Annotated in this window: 13 protein-coding genes; 10 read left to right on the top strand and 3 right to left on the bottom strand. The window is 57.9% G+C overall.

Going from position 1 to position 16268, the window contains the following annotated elements:
* Positions 1–13: 13 nt before the first annotated feature.
* The gene (locus HUV30_RS05070) at positions 14–1252 is read left to right on the top strand and encodes a YibE/F family protein (protein WP_174404341.1); all 1239 of its coding nucleotides are present in this window, start codon (positions 14–16) and stop codon (positions 1250–1252) included.
* Positions 1253–1362: 110 nt separating this feature from the next.
* On the opposite strand, the gene HUV30_RS05065 is transcribed toward HUV30_RS05070, so the two are convergent.
* Together HUV30_RS05065 and HUV30_RS05060 are read right to left on the bottom strand one after the other, a co-directional pair.
* Complete coding sequence (locus HUV30_RS05065; protein WP_174404340.1) at positions 1363–1950, bottom strand: GNAT family N-acetyltransferase; 588 nt, start codon at positions 1948–1950, stop codon at positions 1363–1365.
* Between the two features lie 210 nt (positions 1951–2160).
* Positions 2161–3591 (bottom strand): response regulator, encoded by a 1431-nt coding sequence (locus HUV30_RS05060; protein WP_174404339.1) that lies wholly within the window; start codon positions 3589–3591, stop codon positions 2161–2163.
* A gap of 406 nt (positions 3592–3997) precedes the next feature.
* Here HUV30_RS05060 and HUV30_RS05055 point away from each other — a divergent pair, with 406 nt between their 5' ends.
* Both HUV30_RS05055 and HUV30_RS05050 read left to right on the top strand, forming a co-directional pair.
* Positions 3998–5203, top strand: a complete 1206-nt coding sequence (locus tag HUV30_RS05055) for an ABC transporter substrate-binding protein (RefSeq protein WP_174404338.1) — start codon at positions 3998–4000, stop codon at positions 5201–5203.
* Positions 5204–5340: 137 nt separating this feature from the next.
* Entirely contained in the window at positions 5341–7665 is a 2325-nt protein-coding gene (locus HUV30_RS05050) for an ATP-binding protein (RefSeq protein WP_174404337.1), read from the top strand.
* Between the two features lie 172 nt (positions 7666–7837).
* Here HUV30_RS05050 and HUV30_RS05045 read toward each other — a convergent pair whose 3' ends face one another.
* A complete protein-coding gene (locus tag HUV30_RS05045; RefSeq protein ID WP_174404336.1) occupies positions 7838–8425 on the bottom strand; it encodes an NAD(P)H-dependent oxidoreductase in 588 nt (195 codons plus the stop codon).
* Positions 8426–8785: 360 nt separating this feature from the next.
* Between HUV30_RS05045 and HUV30_RS05040 the strand changes: the two genes are divergently transcribed.
* From HUV30_RS05040 to HUV30_RS05005, 7 genes are all read left to right on the top strand, one after another.
* Entirely contained in the window at positions 8786–9190 is a 405-nt protein-coding gene (locus tag HUV30_RS05040) for a hypothetical protein (protein WP_174404335.1), read from the top strand.
* 272 nt (positions 9191–9462) lie between these two features.
* On the top strand, positions 9463–9927 hold the full coding sequence (locus tag HUV30_RS05035) for an outer membrane lipoprotein (RefSeq protein WP_174404334.1): 465 nt from the start codon (positions 9463–9465) through the stop codon (positions 9925–9927).
* Positions 9928–10205: 278 nt separating this feature from the next.
* A complete protein-coding gene (locus HUV30_RS05030; protein ID WP_174404333.1) occupies positions 10206–11603 on the top strand; it encodes an SLC13 family permease in 1398 nt (465 codons plus the stop codon).
* Positions 11604–11807: 204 nt separating this feature from the next.
* Entirely contained in the window at positions 11808–13463 is a 1656-nt protein-coding gene (locus HUV30_RS05025) for a sigma-54 interaction domain-containing protein (RefSeq protein ID WP_243452075.1), read from the top strand.
* 45 nt (positions 13464–13508) lie between these two features.
* A complete protein-coding gene (locus HUV30_RS05015; protein WP_174404332.1) occupies positions 13509–13880 on the top strand; it encodes a NifB/NifX family molybdenum-iron cluster-binding protein in 372 nt (123 codons plus the stop codon).
* Positions 13847–15631, top strand: a complete 1785-nt coding sequence (locus tag HUV30_RS05010) for a sensor histidine kinase (RefSeq protein WP_174404331.1) — start codon at positions 13847–13849, stop codon at positions 15629–15631. The genes HUV30_RS05015 and HUV30_RS05010 overlap by 34 nt, the downstream gene beginning before the upstream one ends.
* A complete protein-coding gene (locus HUV30_RS05005; RefSeq protein ID WP_174404330.1) occupies positions 15628–16056 on the top strand; it encodes a response regulator in 429 nt (142 codons plus the stop codon). The genes HUV30_RS05010 and HUV30_RS05005 overlap by 4 nt, the downstream gene beginning before the upstream one ends.
* Positions 16057–16268: the final 212 nt, after the last annotated feature.

The following is a 16268-nucleotide window of genomic DNA, read 5'->3' as shown; positions in this document are numbered from 1 at the left end:
CTGCGGAGCCTGCATGCCCAGCCTGAACAGATTCATTATCGAACTTGCCGTTGTCGCGGCACTCATTGCCGCGCTTTTCGTGGCCGCACATACGCCCCTTGCCGGAACCGGAGAGGAAGGCGTGCAGGAAGTAACCGCCATAGTCCTTGCAACGGATAACAGCGATATTATGCATTCAGCCGCAGGAGCAGTCGGCCCCCAGCGGCTCGAAGCCATGATCGACGGTGGAGCGTTGAAGGGAACAAAAACTCCTGCGCTCAACCACCTTAACGGACAGATGGACATGGACGAACTGTTCGTTCCCGGCGACCGCATTCTGCTTGCCATACGCGTTGCAGACGGCACGGTCAGCGAGGCGCGGACCATAAACACCTTCCGGCAGAACTGGGAGCTGGCGCTCTTTGCCGTATTTGCCCTTGCCCTTGTCGCCTATGCCCGTCTCACCGGCCTTAAGGCGCTTGTCTCGTTCATGGCCTCGCTCGGCGTGCTCTGGTATTTCTACATTCCCAACCTGCTGAACGGCGCAGCCCCGCTTCCGCTCAGTCTGGCCGTGCTGGTGCTGCTATCACTCGTCATCATCATTACCGTGGCCGGATTCACCCGACAGGGCATTGCCGCCTTTCTGGGAACCGTGAGCGGCATGGCCGTCACCCTGCTGCTCACCCTGCTCTTCGGCGAAGGGTTCAGGCTCTCCGGCATGACCACGCCCTTTTCCACCACCCTGCTGGTGCAGGGTGCCTACGGCCTGAACTTTCAGCATATTTTCTATTCCGCCGTGCTGCTCGGGGCCTCGGGTGCCGCCATGGATATTGCCATGGACGTGAGCGCCTCCATGCACGAAATCAAGGTGAAACGGCCGGATATAGGCATGAAGGAGCTTGTGGAATCCGGCTTCAATATCGGGCGCATGGTCATCGGCACCATGTCCACCACCTTGTTGCTGGCCTATTCCGGCGGCTACCTGACCATGCTCATGGTCTTCGTCTCGCAGGAAACCAGCATTGCCCGCATTCTCAACATGAAGCTGGTGGCGGCAGAAGTATTCCGGGTTCTCATAGGCAGCATAGGCCTGCTGCTGGTAGCTCCCGTAACCGCCATTATTGCCGGAGCCCTGCTCACCTTCGACTTTTCGCGCCTTCGCACAGGCATGCCTTATCGCATTGGCAGCACTGACCGCATCACTGGTGCCACCGGTATAACCGGCGTCACCAACGAACAGGAAACGGTAGTGGCACCTGCCGCCGACAAATAAAAAAGTCCGCCATAAGACGGACCTTCAATACGGCCACACAGTCACTTGGGCTTCTGCGTTCAGGCAGTCTTCGGCAAAAGACCATACGCCGCCTTCCCGGTATATTTCGGCTACAGCTCTTTCACCCAGAACTGCATGACATGCTCAAGGCTTGCCCCGCCCAGTTCCGGCCACTGCATCATGGTGGTCACACCGTCCATGCGATCATAAGCATGGTGTCGCAGAAAACGCTCTATGGGCACAAAATCCGAAGGCCGCATGGGATGATTATCGGGCCGGACCACGGTCGCACAGGCAAGATACCGGAACCGGTTCAGGGAGCGGACATGCGCTTCAGCCTGCTCCAGCAGAACCGAACCCCGCCCGCCGCCGCGAAATTGCCGATGAAAGAGCAATTCCCCTATGTAGTATCCCTGTTCGACAGGATAGGCTGTTCCGGCAAAGCCTGCAGTGAATTCTGCAGCCTCGCTTACGAGCGGAACACCGGTAACAGCACCGGCAACGGCCTCGCCTTCCCAGCCCATGATGGCCATGGCATCGGGAGATTCGGCATATACCTTCAGGTAGCCCAGCTCGTGACTCTTATCCCCCTGATACAGATAGGGAAACTCGCAGAATATGGATAACCTGAGGTCTGCAAGTGATTCCAGATGGGGAAGCAGTTCAGTCCCCTTCACCATCCGTGTCCGAAAATTCATGCTTTACTCCTCACGCAGGTGGCTCTGCCCATTCAGGGGCAGGAGCCGGATGGATATTTTCAACCATGCCCAAAAGCAGGTATTCCCCATCCCCGACACCTGTCAACGCCCGCACGCTCCTCGGCAGCCGGTCAGACAAAGCACTAAGGCCGCCCCCGGCATATCCCGGCGACGGCCCATGCGTCAGTTCCCGCAATTTCACGAAACAGATCAGGCTACCACGGATTTTTTGCGCGAACTCCCGCGTTTATCATTATTTCGGACAGGTACACCGCTTTCTCCGTCTTTCATCATGGAAAGGAAGGCGTCCACGCACTCCGGACACAGATGTGCACCTCGCATCTTCTTGATAACACCTATGGCTTCTTCATATTTCATGGCTGACCGGTACGGGCGGTTGCTCGTCAGCGCATCATAGACATCGGCCACGGCCACCACACGCGCATCCAGCGGAATGGAGGTTCCCTTGAGGCCAAGAGGATAGCCGCTGCCGTCCATACGCTCATGATGATACATCACCGCATCAAGAATGCTCTGCATGGATGGAATGGGCTTGAGAATCTGGGTTCCCTTGACGGGGTGCTCACGTATGCATTCGTACTCGTCGTCGGAAAGCTTGCCCTGCTTGAGCAGCACCGAATCGGCTATGCCTATCTTGCCTATATCATGCAACCGCGCTGCCAGAATAATCCGCTCCACATCTTCGGCGCAGAGCCCCATGTATTGGGCCAGACTTTTTGAAAGGGAGGCAACCGATTCAGAATGCCCCCGTGTGTAGGCATCGCGGGCCTCAAGCGCCTGAATGAGACTGGCAATGGCCGAAAGAAGCATGGTCCGCTCACGGGTAAGACGATAGCGCTCCTGCAGCAGCATCATGCCGTGGTCCGAGAGCAGTTTTTCTGCCAGCAGCACGACTTCTTCCACATTGAACGGTTTGACGAGATAGGCATCCGCCCCTTTCTCCGCCATTTCCCGCAGCATCCTGCGGTCTGAACTGCTGCTCATGACCACAAAGGGCGTATTCTGGTATTGCTCCATGGCACGCACGGCCTTGCAGAAATGCTGCCCGTCCATCACCGGCATATGAATATCCGAGAGAATCAGGTCCGGCTGAAAAGAGGCCAGCCGCGAAAGCGCTTCACGGCCGTTATCTGCCTCGATGACGCGAAAACCCGCCTGAGCAAGGCTGCGCGCCACGGCTGTGCGTATGCTGACAGAATCATCCACCACCAGTACGCCACGGCCACGAAGCAGGGCGGAGCGTTCCAGAGTGCGCTCCACTCGCTGAAGCAATTCGGCTTTACAGTCCGCCTTGGCGAGATAGCCGACAGCGCCCGCATCAAACCCGTTGGAAATATCCTGATCCGTGTCCATATTGCTGAGAATGATGATGGGCACCCCCTGCGTGGCGGGGTCATCTTTGAGCTTGCGGCACAGTTCCAGTCCGTCCATGCCGGGCATCTGCACATCGGTGATGATCAGATCGAGATACCGTGAACTGGCTATTTCAAAGGCTTCTATCCCGTTTTCCGCTTCATGTATCCCGGGCCGCAGGGAAGTAAGCTGACTTTTCAGAAAATCACGCGCCGAACGGCTGTCATCCGCGATAAGTATGTGAGGCTCGATTTGCTGTGAAGGCATATCCATCCCTCTTCAGGTATTGTAGTCAGTCCGCAACAGGTAAATCTGTTCTAAAAAGAATAATACATGAATCCCACCATGTAATTATATCTTGATAGATATCCCCCAAGCTGAGTTTCCCCATGCGGCAACCACTTCGAATATAAACATATTGCCTAAAACAATGAGAAGACAATATAATGACCGGTACGACCGGATACAGATCCGTAATGATTTTTTGTTCAATTGCGTAAAACATCACGGAGCATCCCGGACGTTGCTGTATCAAGACACCGAAATTACATGCGATGCATGCATACAGGCGGCAGACGGCCTTCTGCAGCTCCGGCAGGGCCGTCTTTCCGGACGGACACCGTTCACGGATCCGCAAGCCCCGTCCCTGCAAGGCGTAACGTAAGGATACCGTATGCCCCCCTATCACCGGAACAGACCCGCCTTTCGCGCTTCAGGAAATGCCCCGGTTCTTACCGGCCGCCTTCTTCATACCCTTCTGGCGGTGGCGGTAGTCATGATCTTTTTCGTGGCAGAAACACAAGCGGCAGAGCCTAAGCCCATTGTCATTGCGGCCTGTTTTGCAATGACCGGCAGCGGCGCTCTGGAAAACTCCCCGAACTTCAGGGTAGCCCAGCTTGCTGCAAAAGATATTAACGACTCCGGCGGGGTGCTGGGCAGGCCCCTGCAGATTCTCGAACTTGATACGGGCAGCACCCCCATAGGTGCGCGTCAGGCCGCGCTGGCCGCGCTGGATGCCGGAGTTGTGGCCGTAGTCGGCCCCTCATGGAGCTCGCAGGGCTTCCCCATGGCCAGAGTGCTCCAGAAAGCAGGAATACCCATGATCGGCCCCACAACAACTGCTGTGGGCTTGACTGCCATAGGCAACTACATTTTCAGAGCCTGCTATACGGATACGGGGCAGGCAGAGGCGCTTGCCGGCTTTGCCAGACAGGAAATGAAGGCGAACAGGGTCGCGGTGATGACCATAGCCGGAGACGTATACAGCGAAGGACTGAGCAGCGCCTTTGCCAAACGGTTCACCGAAACGGGAGGCACCGTGGCCGTGCAATCACGCTATCTGGAAGACGCCATGGACTTCACCAGACAGGTCGATGACATAGTGGCATCCAGACCCGACATCGTCTTCGCATCCGGCTTCACACGAGACTCCGGCCTGCTGCTCAAACAAGCCCGCAAGGCAGGAGTTGCCATACCGTTCATCGGCGGCGATGGCTGGTCCCCCTCTGAGCGCTTTCACCACATAGACCTGTCCGAGGGAGAAAATTACTACTCATCCCACTGGCACAAAGACATGGATACCCCGGCAAACAGACATTTCATCAAACTGCTCCAGCAGGAGATGGGAGACACCGCACCGGAGTTCATCGACGCGGCAACGCCTACCGTATTCGACGCAGTCGGCCTGATTGCGGAAGCCATCCGGCGGGCGCAGGACACTGATCCGGAAAAGATACGCATCGCGCTCAATTCCATCAGCAACTATGAAGGGGTTACGGGGACCATATCCTACGCAGGCTCGCGCGACCCTGCCAAGCCGGTCATAATACTGCACATCACCCCTGACGGGGTTGCATTCGTAAAAGCCGTAACCCCCTGACCATCTGCCGCAGGCAGAGCGGAATCAAACGTTGCCGCACGCAATGCGGAGACGAAAGCTGCCGCAGCCAGTGCGGAAATGAAAACTGCCGCAGGCAGTGTGATAATAAAAGACGAGCAACAACCACGGAGCACCACTTGGCCAAAAGCATCACCAACCGCCTGCACAACGATGTGTTTACCACCTTCATGGTCATTGCCCTGCTGTTCATCGCGCTTGGTATATTCATGCAGGTACAGTGGATGGACGATCATATCGAGGCAGAATGCCGCCATCTCGACGCGCTTGTGGCACGTGAGCAGAACATGCTGGCAAACGAGCTCTTCGAGGGCAGAACACCCGCACTCACCCTGCGCATCGGTGAAATAAGCATGGTGCAGGATATAAGGCAGGTGGTGCTGTACACGGCCGCAGGAACGCCTCTGGCGCATGCGGAAGCAGGAACAGCCACAATGGGGGGTGACACCATTGCCCCGCTCGCCCTTCAGCACATGGACGCAGGCGCTCCCTTTTCCTTCACGCACGATTTTGACACGCTCCAGTTCTGGCGTCCCATAACAGCCATCGGCGAAACACTGGGCTGGATACAAATTACCTACGAACTCAGCAGGCTGAAAAAACAGGCCGTGGGGTTTTTCGCCTTCTTCTTCTGTCTGCTGCTCATTACGCTGGTCTGCATGCAGATGCTGCTCATCAGCCGGTTACGCCAATCCGTGGTCAATCCCCTTGAAGAGCTGGATACCGCCATGCGTGAAATGGACGCCGGCAGCCTTTCCCTTTCCTTTCCCGCAGACAAGGCCAGCCGCGAAATAGCCATGCTGGCAAACTCCTTTCAGGACCTGATAGCGCGGCTCAAAGAGTCCTACCTGACGCTGGACAAGGCGAATGCCGCCCTTGCGCGCAGCGAGCAACGGCTTTCGCGGGTATTTGCCGCCACATCGGATGCCATATGGGAGTGGTCGTTCAAGACGGGAGAAACCTATTTCAGCCCCCGCTACTACGAGATGCTCGGCTACAAAGATCAGGAACTCCCCATGATTTATGAGACCTTCAAGTCGCTCTGCCACCCGCAGGACTTTCCTGAAACCGAGGCCCGGATGGCGGAATCCGTGCGCATCAACGACGCATTATCGTACAACGCTGAATTCCGTATGCGGGCGAAGGACGGCAGCTGGCGCTGGATTCACTCCCGAGGCAGGGTCGTTGAACGCGATGCCTCGGGCTATGCCATCAAAATCTGCGGAACGCATACCGACATTACGGAACGCCGTTACAACGAAGAAAAACACCGCGTCCTTTTTGAAGCCTCACCTGAAGCCATTCTCATATTGAAAGATGAGATAATAACCGACTGCAACCCCCGTGCGGCTGAATTCTTCCGCTGCCCGCGCAAGGCGCTCATCGGCCTTCGCCATACCGAGCTCTCTCCTCTGCACCAGCCTGACGGAAAAAGAACAGAGGACAGAGCAGCCGAAGTATTCCTCCAGCTTCAAACCAATGGCTCACTTACATTCGAATGGCTGCACCGCCGGTTCGACGGCACCCTGTTCTATGCCGAAGTCTCACTTGCAGCCATGGACCTGCGCAACGAGACACATGTTGTCACCTTCTTGCGTGACATATCCGAACGCAAGCAGGTGCAGGACATCATGATCCAGAACGAAAAAATGATCTCGGTCGGGGGATTGGCCGCAGGCATGGCGCACGAGATAAACAATCCGCTCGGGGGCATTCTTCAGGGTATTCAGAACATCAGGCGCAGGCTCTCGCCCGACCTGCCCGCCAATATTGAAGCGGCCGGAACTACCGGCTGCGACCTTGCTGCCATGGGTAAATACATACAGCTGAGAAAAATAGATCAGCTTATGGAAGGTATTCGGGAATCGGGCCAGCGGGCGGCTGAAATAGTCGCCAGCCTGCTCACGTTCAGCCGCAAGAGCGAGAGGGTGTATGCCCTCAGCAACATGCCCGAACTGATAGACAGGGCCATAGGCCTGACGGAATCGGACTACGACATGCGCCGCAGTTACGACTTCAAAAACATCGAGATTGTCCGCGACTACCAGCCGGACATGCCGGGAGTGGAATGTTCGGCAACAGAGGTTGTGCAGGTGATCTTCAACATCGTCCGCAACGCGGCCCAGGCCATTGCCCGACAGGAAGACAGAAAGGCAAAGGGAACCATCTCCATCGCCCTGCATCATGATAACGGACAATGCTTCATAGACATACAAGACAACGGGCCGGGAATGGACGACGAAACCAAGCGCCGCGTATTCGATCCATTCTTCACCACCAAGGAGCCGGGTGAAGGGACCGGACTGGGGCTTGCCGTGTCGTTTCAGATCATATCCGTATACCACGGCGGGGAACTCAGCGTGGCTTCCACTCCGGGGCAGGGAACCGTGTTCCGCATCCGGCTGCCGCTGCACCACAACCCGTACCCCCAGCTCAAGGCCTGATGCAGGCAGCACTTTTTTATGCAGACACCGCTTTCCCGCTCAGGAAAAGCGGTGTCTGTGTGTGCAGCGTCTGCCCGCACGCAGGAGCATCCTGAAGTCTGCAGGCCGCACCCGCATGGTATTGCGTGGATGCTTCCGGCTAAATACTTGAGGCGAGATATATCAGGAGATATCAGGCGAAGTGCTGTTCCAGATGGGTCTTGTAGCGGCTGAAATCTTCTTCGATTCTCGGGTTTTTCACCACATCGTAGCAGACAAAGGTATCAATCGGCGTCATGCCGAAAAAACGGAAGTTCATATGCATGGGCCAGAAGAGATCGTCCACTCCCCTGCCCTGAAACAGGTACTGTCCGGCATCGTCAAAAGCTTCGCGCGGGGCATTGAAGGTAAGCGAGAACATGTACTTGCGCCCCTGCAACACACCCCCCGTTCCATACTGCTTGCTCGCATCCGAACGGGTTCTGCCGTCTCCCGTGCAGAGCCTGCCGTCCAGCCCCGTGGTATAGACAAGGTCCATGTACTTCTTGCAGCTCCACGGCACCCCCATCCAGTTCACCGGAGACTGCACAATCACACTATCGGCCCAGACGTGCTTGTCCACCTCCGCACCGGGATCATATTCCTCGCGCATGGTACTCACCTGCACCTGGTGCCCCATAGCAGTCAGCGTATCCCGCGCCACATCCACCAGCGAGGCATTCAGTTTTCCTTCGGAAAAGGAATAATATTCATGGCCGTTTATGATGAGAACATTCGACATTGGCGTTCCTCCGTACACAGTTATCATGCGCAGGTTTCCCTCAGGCGGGCCGCTGCATCCACATGCCCGTTATCAGCCGCCGGGCGACTGCCGCAGGGCATCCGCTCTGGCGGCAGTATCATCCATCATGCACGAGGAACGGCTGAGGTCAAGAAGGCACTTTGCGGTAAGCAGGTATCCTGAAAAGCAACCTCCCGTTTACAGCCCGTCAAAATCAATGACACGGCAAGTATGCACACTGCGACCGCCACTCGCACCAACAGTCAACAATACCGGCATATTATCCTTACGATGTTTTTGGCACAGTCCTTGTTATCACAAGTCCGGCGAATACTCGGGTTGAGAGCGAAAGGATTGTACATGGCCATTCTTCAGGTATTGCTGGCGGGTGAGTGCAGAGGCAAACTGGTTCCGCTGGCGCAAGACCTCGCAAAGCTGGGATATGACACCACTGCGGCTGAAGGCAGGCTTGCCACAATGCAGCAGCTGTTTGCAGACACCTACGACGTGGTGGTGCTGGACGAAACCGTGCTGCAGGCAGACTGCCCCCGATGGCTGCGGCACATTGCCCTGCTTTCTCCGCAGAGTCAGGTTATCCGCCTCACCCCCTGCCCGACAGACGGCCTTTCGGCCTATCCCTGTTTTTCGCCTGTTGACCTTGTGACGCAGCTTCCATGCCCTGTTTCCGCCGAGCAACTTTCGCGCGCCATTCTGGATGCCTGCACCTGCGGAACGGCGGCACTGCCCATTCTGCCTTCATCCTGACCCACCCTGCGACTTGCCCGTGTTGCCCGCGTTACATGTATCGCGACCTTTTTCCGCACGCAGTTCCGGTTCCTTTCTGACAACCTTGCCTGCGGGTGTTCCCACAAACCGCTTCCTGTTATATTCTGCATATAACAGACACGGACCGTACTCCGGAAAAACCACATGCCGCCCGCTTCAGCAGTGACAACAGCAATGGTAGCAGCAGCGGTAACGGCAACAATGCCCTTTCCGGAAACGGTGCCAGACACAATGCAAGCAAGGAGATTCCGATGAAAAATCGTATTACCATCCCGCTGCTTCTGGTCGCCGCACTGCTGCTTTCCGCATGTGCCAGCAGCAGCGGAGATACCTACTCCCCCGATCAGGCCCGCATGGAACAGACCGTGACATACGGCGTCATCACCGGCATTGCACCGGTGACCATCCAGAGTGACCAGACCGGCCTCGGCACGCTCGGCGGCGCGGTTGCCGGCGGCGTGGTAGGCAGCACCATCGGCGGCGGCTCAGGCCGCATTCTCAGCGCCGTGGGCGGGGCCATTGTAGGTGCCGTTGCAGGCGGCATGGGCGAAAGCGCTCTGCGCAAGCACGACGGGCTGGAAATCACCGTCCAGAAGGACAGCGGCGAAACGGTTGTGATCGTGCAGGAAGCCGACAAGGAACCGCTCGCCAAGGGAGACCGTGTCCGCATCCTCAAGGCACAAGACGGCTCCACACGCGTTCGCCCCCTGCCCTGATCCCTTCAGTTAACGAACCGTTAGCAAACGACGGCCGGGGTACGCCCAATGGGTGTCCCCGGCCATATGAAGACTTGACATTTCTGCGCGGGGGGAGGAGTTGAAACGGATAGAGGGATGACTATCTCCCCCGTGCAACCCAACAAATCATTCTGCCGCCCACGCCGACGCCCGACTACCGGACACAGGAACCGCCTCTACCATGCTCGCGCATATTCCGACGGCTTCCCCTTCCTCTTCCCGCGCTCGACACCACAGCGGCTGCCCGTGAGTCCGCCATGTCATACCGCCCCGCTTTGTCCGTTGACCGTATCATTGCCCTGATCATCGCCTGTGTTGCAACTGCCATCTGGCTGTTCAAGCCCCTTGCCGCTTCCGGCATCACCACGCCGAATACGGACAGCGTGTTCGCGGTCATGGTCTTCACCATGGGCATGTGGGTCTGCGGCGCGCTGCCTGAATATCTGACCACCCTCATCTTCTTCAGCGTGATGATGCTCTGCAAGCTTGCCCCGCCTGCCGTGGTCTTTGCCGGATTCAGTTCATCCGCCTTCTGGCTTGTCTTTGCCGGACTTGTTCTCGGGCTCTCGGTAAGAGAAAGCGGCCTCGGCAAGCGTATTGCCGTGCATCTGGGCGCCCTGTGCGGCGAATCCTACATTTCCATCGTCATCGCCATGGCCGGATTCGGGCTCGTTCTGGCCTTTCTCATGCCTTCTGCCGTGGGCCGCGTGGTGCTCATGATCCCCATACTCACCGCCTTTGGCGAAAGCAGGGGCTACAAGGCCGGCTCACGCGGCGCAGGCGGCATTCTCATGGCAGGCGCGGCAGGGACCATGCTCCCCGCCTTCACCATTCTGCCCTCCAACGTGGCAAACATGGTACTCAGCGGCACCATGGAAGCCCTGTACGGCACCGTACCTACCTACGGCCAGTACATGCTCATCCACTTTCCCGTGCTGGGCCTGCTCAAGCTGTTTCTCGTGGTCATTGTCGCCGTGCTGCTGTTCAGGGAAAAGCCCTCGGCACCTCCGGCAAAGCAGGAGGCGCTCGCCCCCATCTCGTCCGCCGAACGCAACCTCATGCTGCTGCTCGTGGCATCCCTCATTCTCTGGATGACGGACGCCGTGCACGGTATTGCCCCTGCGTGGGTCGGCCTTGCCGCGGCTGTTGTCTGCCTTGTTCCCAAGGCCGGACTGCTGAAGGAAGGGGCCTTCTCACGCCTCGGGTTCGCCTCGCTGTTCTATGTGGCCGGTGTTATCGGGCTGGGCGCGGTAGTGCGCGACTACAATCTGGGGGTGTTAGGAGCGCACGGCGTGCTTGATATCTTTCCGCTCACCCCGGGTGCAGACGCCTGGAACTATGCCGTGCTCACAGGCACCAGCACCCTTACGGGCATGCTGACAACCACAGTTGGCGTTCCTGCCGTCATGACCCCCATGGGGCCGGAGCTGGCCAACGCATCGGGCCTTGCGCTCATGACCGTGCTCATGACCCAGACTATCGGGTTTTCCACCATATTCCTGCCCTATCAGACACCGGCCATTGTGGTGGCGGCGCAGATGAGCAACCTGCCCTCGCGGGCGGTGAACAGCTATTTTGTCTCGCTGTTCGTAACAACAATCATCTTCATCCTGCCGCTCAACTATTTCTGGTGGAAGCTGCTGGGGCTTCTGTAGTTGCAGAATGTTCACTTTTACGCCCTGTAAAAGCGGTTGACACCCTGCATACTGAAACAGGCTGCAACGCCATGAAGCTCAAGAGAAAAGTTTCACAATAAAAGACAGTTACAAACGCTGACATTCTGGCCTGTTCCTTGCTTCTCCCTGTCCGGATGCGGACACCCGTCGCGTCCGTTGCATTATGTCGCACCGGAGAGAAGCATGGCAAATCTGACCACAGGACCGCCCGCTGAGAAAGCGGGGAACAAAAACATTCCCACTCCCATTCCCGTCATAACGGGATTGCTGCACGGTTCCGTGGCAGCCGCATCCCTGCTGGACGGCCTGCCTGTCGGCGTTGCCCTGCTGGATACCGAAAGACGGGTAATACGCATCAACAGCCGTGGCGAAGCCCTGCTGGGCATAGGTCCGGATCAGGCATGCGGCCTGCCGTGCCACCATGTCATCCGTTCCTCCCGCTGTTTCAAGGACTGCCCTCTGGCTCCGGGCGGCCCTGACGGGGGGCTTGTGGAGGCCGTCTCCACCACCTGCCCCATCTCTCATGACACGGACATCATAGACAGGCAGCGCCGCAAAGTGCCTGTGCGTGCCTGCGTTGTTCCCCTGCATGACGAGAAGGGGACACACGTAGGCTACATGGAAGTGCTTGAAGAAGTCACAGCCTGCGCCGCCCCCGCCCCTTCGGCTGCAGGGGACTCCGAACTGGAAGGCTTCATTTCGCACAGCCCGGCCATGCAACCACTGTTTTCCGCCATGCGCATCATTGCGGAGACCGATTCCACAGTCCTCATCACCGGCGAAACCGGCACAGGCAAAGACCTGCTCGCCGAAGCCATACACAAGGCTTCAGGCCGGGCATCCGGCCCCTTTGTCAAGGTGAACTGCGGTGCCCTGCCGGAGCATCTGCTTGAATCGGAACTCTTCGGCCACGTGCGCGGCGCCTTCACGGGCGCGGTATCGGACAAACCCGGCCGCTTCCGCCTTGCCGCAGGCGGCACACTCTTCCTGACTGAAATCGGCGACCTGCCTCTCTCGCTGCAGGTAAAGCTGCTCACCGTGCTCGACGACCAGTGCATACACCCCCTCGGGGCCACCCGCCCTGTTACCGTGGATGTCCGCATCATTGCGGCCACCCACCGCAACCTCGAACGCATGGTGCAGGAAGGCCGCTTCCGCGAAGACCTGCTTTTCCGGCTTAATGTCGTGCGTCTGCATGTTCCCCCGCTGCGTGAACGCGAGGGCGACGTGCGCCTGCTGCTCGACCACTTCCTGCGGCGCATGGCCAGCTCCGGCAAGCGCGGTGTGCAGAGCTTCACCCCCGAAGCGCTGAAACTGCTCTGTGAATACGACTGGCCCGGCAATGTGCGCGAATTGCGCAACATCGTGGAGTATGCCGTGCATTTTTCTTCGGGTGATACCATCGGTATTCCGAGCATTCCCAAATCTGTACTCGACCGCATAGAGCAGGGTCCTCAGCTCAGGGCCGAGACATCGCATCCAGCCCAGCGCAGCCTCCCTGCGCCAGGGTCAAGCTACAGTGCGCACGATTCTGCCTATGGCACCTCTTCCACTCACAGCCACACATCCGGCAGGGAACAGGACGAAGCGGAATCTCGCCAGCACAACCGGCAGCACGAAGGTCAGCACGGGCGGCAGTTCGACCGCCGCCACGATGCCGAGCGCGACAATCCGGCCCAGCGCAACGACCCTGTTTTCCTGTCATGGCAGGATAAGGAACGCGCCATGATACTCGACGCACTTGAACGCACGGGCGGACGCAGACAGCAGGCAGCCGAGCTGCTGGGCTGGAGCCGGAGCACCCTGTGGCGCAAGCTGAACAGCCACGGGCTAGTCTAACTTCCCCCTGTCCGTTTCAAACCCTCTGACCCCCAAAGGCCGGATATGAAAAAGCTGCTCATTGCCCTGCACGGAGACGAAGTCTCTCCGCGCTTCGACCTCACACGTGAAGCATGGATAGGCAGCATCCACGACGGCGGCGTTGTCCGCAAACGGAACGTGGTGCTTCCGCAGGCTTCTTCCGAAGGGCTCTGCCACCTTGCCGTCACGGAAGACGTGGACGCGCTGGTATGCGGCGGAATTGAAGACGAATTCTATCAGTATCTGCACTGGAAGCGGATAACCGTATATGACAATGTCATCGGCCCGCTGGAAGATGTGGTTCAGGCATATATTGACGGCACACTGGTGGCCGGAGCCATACTCATCGAAGGAGGCGCATCATGTCCCGATGGCAGCACTGGCGAAAGCGCGTAACGGACATTTTCACCTTTCCGGAAGGAATGGATGAAGCCCGCTACAGGCACCTCAAGCGCAATATCGGGGTGCTCATGGCCATGGTTTCCATCGTTCCCCTGTGCCTCATGGCGCTCATCAACTTCCACATCTACCGCGCCTCTCTGGACAGGGAGCTGGAAGTGCCCATGCGCGGTCTGGTCAACAAAACCAAGCATTCCTTTGAACTCTACCTTCGCGAACGCCTCTCCGCTGTCAGTTTTATCGCCTCTGCCTATTCGTGGGATGAACTGTCCAAGGAACAGACCCTCAGCCGTATCTTTCACATCGCCAAGCAGGAATTCGAGGGCCTTGTCGATTTCGGCCTCATAGATGCCGAAGGAAGGCAGGTCGCCTATGTCGGCCCCTACAACCTCAAAGACAAAAATTATGCAGAGCAGCCGTGGTTCCACGAAACCCGCATCCGCGGCTCGTTCATAAGTGACGTATTTCTCGGTTACCGTAACGTGCCGCATATCGTCATTGCCGTGGAGGGACACACGGTTTCCGGCAGAATTTGGGTGCTGCGTGCCACCATCAATACAGACAGGTTCAACGAGCTTATCGCCTCCATGGAACTTGATGCGGAATCGGACGCCTTTCTCGCCAACACCAAGGGGCTGTTGCAAACCCGCTCGCGTCTCTTCGGCGAGCCCATGACCCAGCTGCCCTTCTCCCTGCCGGGCTCAAGTTATCAGGCCAGCGCCTTTCATGTGGACGGGCCTGACGGCGTGCACTATTTCGCCACGGCCACATCGTTCGTCAATCCTGACTATGTGCTTGTGGCCATGCGCCCTGTTTCAGGCCTTGCCAGCTCCTGGTACACACTACGCAGCGACCTGCTCATGGTGCTCGTCGGCGGCGCGGTGCTCATCATGCTGGTGGCATTCAAACTGACGGACATTCTCGTGCAGCGCGTCATGGATGCCGACCGCAGCCGCGAGGCAGCCTTCCGCGAGATAGAGCACACCCACAAGCTCTCGTCCATCGGACGCCTTGCCGCAGGTGTGGCGCATGAAATCAACAACCCGCTGGCCATCATCAATGAGAAAGCGGGCCTGATGAAGGATCTGCTTGCACGCGAACCGGAATCGCCGCTGAACGAACGGCTTGGCAAGCAGATCGGCGGGGTGCTCGAATCCGTGGCCCGCTGCCGCACCATCACCCACCGTCTGCTCGGCTTTGCACGCCGCATGGATGTTTCCATCGAGCAGCTGGATGTGAATGACGTCATACGTGACGTTCTCGGCTTCCTTGAAAAGGAAGTGGTGAAACGCTCCGTTGACCTGCGGCTCGAACTCTCTGAGGCCGCCCCCCTTATCGCATCCGACAGGGGTCAGCTGCAGCAGGTGTTCCTGAACATCATCGGCAATGCCTTTGAAGCCATTGCCGACGGCGGCTCCATCACCATTGCCACCCGCACCGTGGATGACGGTGTGAGCGTTTCGGTCCGCGACAACGGCTGCGGCATGTCGCAGGAAACGCTCTCCCACATTTTCGAACCCTTCTTCACCACCAAGAAGGGCACGGGCACCGGACTGGGGCTTTCCATCACATACGGCATAATCCGCAAGCTGGGCGGCAGGATTGACGTACATAGCGAAGTGGGAGAAGGCACCATCTTCACTGTGCTTCTTCCCTGGGGAAAACCGGAAACTCCGGCTCCGCAGGGCGACAATGCCCACATCGGCTACGCCTCGCTGCCGTGGCCCGAACAGGAGAACAACTCGTGAGCGACATACGCATACTGTTCATTGACGACGAGACGGCCTTCACCGCCACCCTGCTTGAGCGCATGGAATTGAGAAACATTACGGCCATGTCCGCACCGGACGGGCATAGCGGCATAGCCATGATGGATGAATCCGTGCGCAGGGGCACCCCGTTCGAGGTTATCGTGCTGGACGTGCTCATGCCCGGCATGGACGGACTGGAAACCCTGCGGCACCTGCGCCAGAGACACCCCCACATACCGGTTGTGGTGCTCACGGGGCACGGGTCCACGCGCGACGGCATGAAGGCCATGCAGCTCGGTGCCGTGGATTATCTGGTCAAGCCCGTGGATATTGATGAACTTGTCCGCGTTATCCATAACGCCGCAGAATGCGCAGGCGCGCTCGCCCCCAAGGTATGTACTGAAGGAACGGCGCAAGAATGACACCTCTGCCAACGGCACGGTCGCGACGCTGAAACATAGCGTTGCATGGCGTTTCAGAAAAATGTTTCATGCTGTTTCATGATGTAGCAATACTGCAACCTGTCAAAGCCGAAAGATCTTGGCATGATCATAACACACTGAAATAAAACAAACTCCAACTTTGGCACGCGCCTTGCCTTTACCTAATCAAAGCGCAACACCAACACCGGAAT

It is taken from the genome of Desulfovibrio subterraneus, from assembly GCF_013340285.1.
GTDB lineage: Bacteria > Desulfobacterota > Desulfovibrionia > Desulfovibrionales > Desulfovibrionaceae > Halodesulfovibrio > Halodesulfovibrio subterraneus.
The sequence above is the reverse complement of the archived record's forward strand: the minus strand, read 5'-3'. Positions and strand labels throughout refer to the sequence as shown.

Excerpts from the sequence above, each read along its gene's own strand:
- HUV30_RS05065 (WP_174404340.1), bottom strand. The coding sequence starts at position 1,950 with ATGAATTTTCGGACACGGATGGTGAAGGGGACTGAACTGCTTCCCCAT.
- HUV30_RS05025 (WP_243452075.1), top strand. The coding sequence starts at position 11,808 with ATGGCAAATCTGACCACAGGACCGCCCGCTGAGAAAGCGGGGAACAAA.
- HUV30_RS05045 (WP_174404336.1), bottom strand. The coding sequence starts at position 8,425 with ATGTCGAATGTTCTCATCATAAACGGCCATGAATATTATTCCTTTTCC.
- HUV30_RS05035 (WP_174404334.1), top strand. The coding sequence starts at position 9,463 with ATGAAAAATCGTATTACCATCCCGCTGCTTCTGGTCGCCGCACTGCTG.
- HUV30_RS05040 (WP_174404335.1), top strand. The coding sequence starts at position 8,786 with ATGGCCATTCTTCAGGTATTGCTGGCGGGTGAGTGCAGAGGCAAACTG.
- HUV30_RS05010 (WP_174404331.1), top strand. The coding sequence starts at position 13,847 with ATGTCCCGATGGCAGCACTGGCGAAAGCGCGTAACGGACATTTTCACC.
- HUV30_RS05015 (WP_174404332.1), top strand. The coding sequence starts at position 13,509 with ATGAAAAAGCTGCTCATTGCCCTGCACGGAGACGAAGTCTCTCCGCGC.
- HUV30_RS05055 (WP_174404338.1), top strand. The coding sequence starts at position 3,998 with ATGCCCCCCTATCACCGGAACAGACCCGCCTTTCGCGCTTCAGGAAAT.
- HUV30_RS05030 (WP_174404333.1), top strand. The coding sequence starts at position 10,206 with ATGTCATACCGCCCCGCTTTGTCCGTTGACCGTATCATTGCCCTGATC.
- HUV30_RS05070 (WP_174404341.1), top strand. The coding sequence starts at position 14 with ATGCCCAGCCTGAACAGATTCATTATCGAACTTGCCGTTGTCGCGGCA.
- HUV30_RS05060 (WP_174404339.1), bottom strand. The coding sequence starts at position 3,591 with ATGCCTTCACAGCAAATCGAGCCTCACATACTTATCGCGGATGACAGC.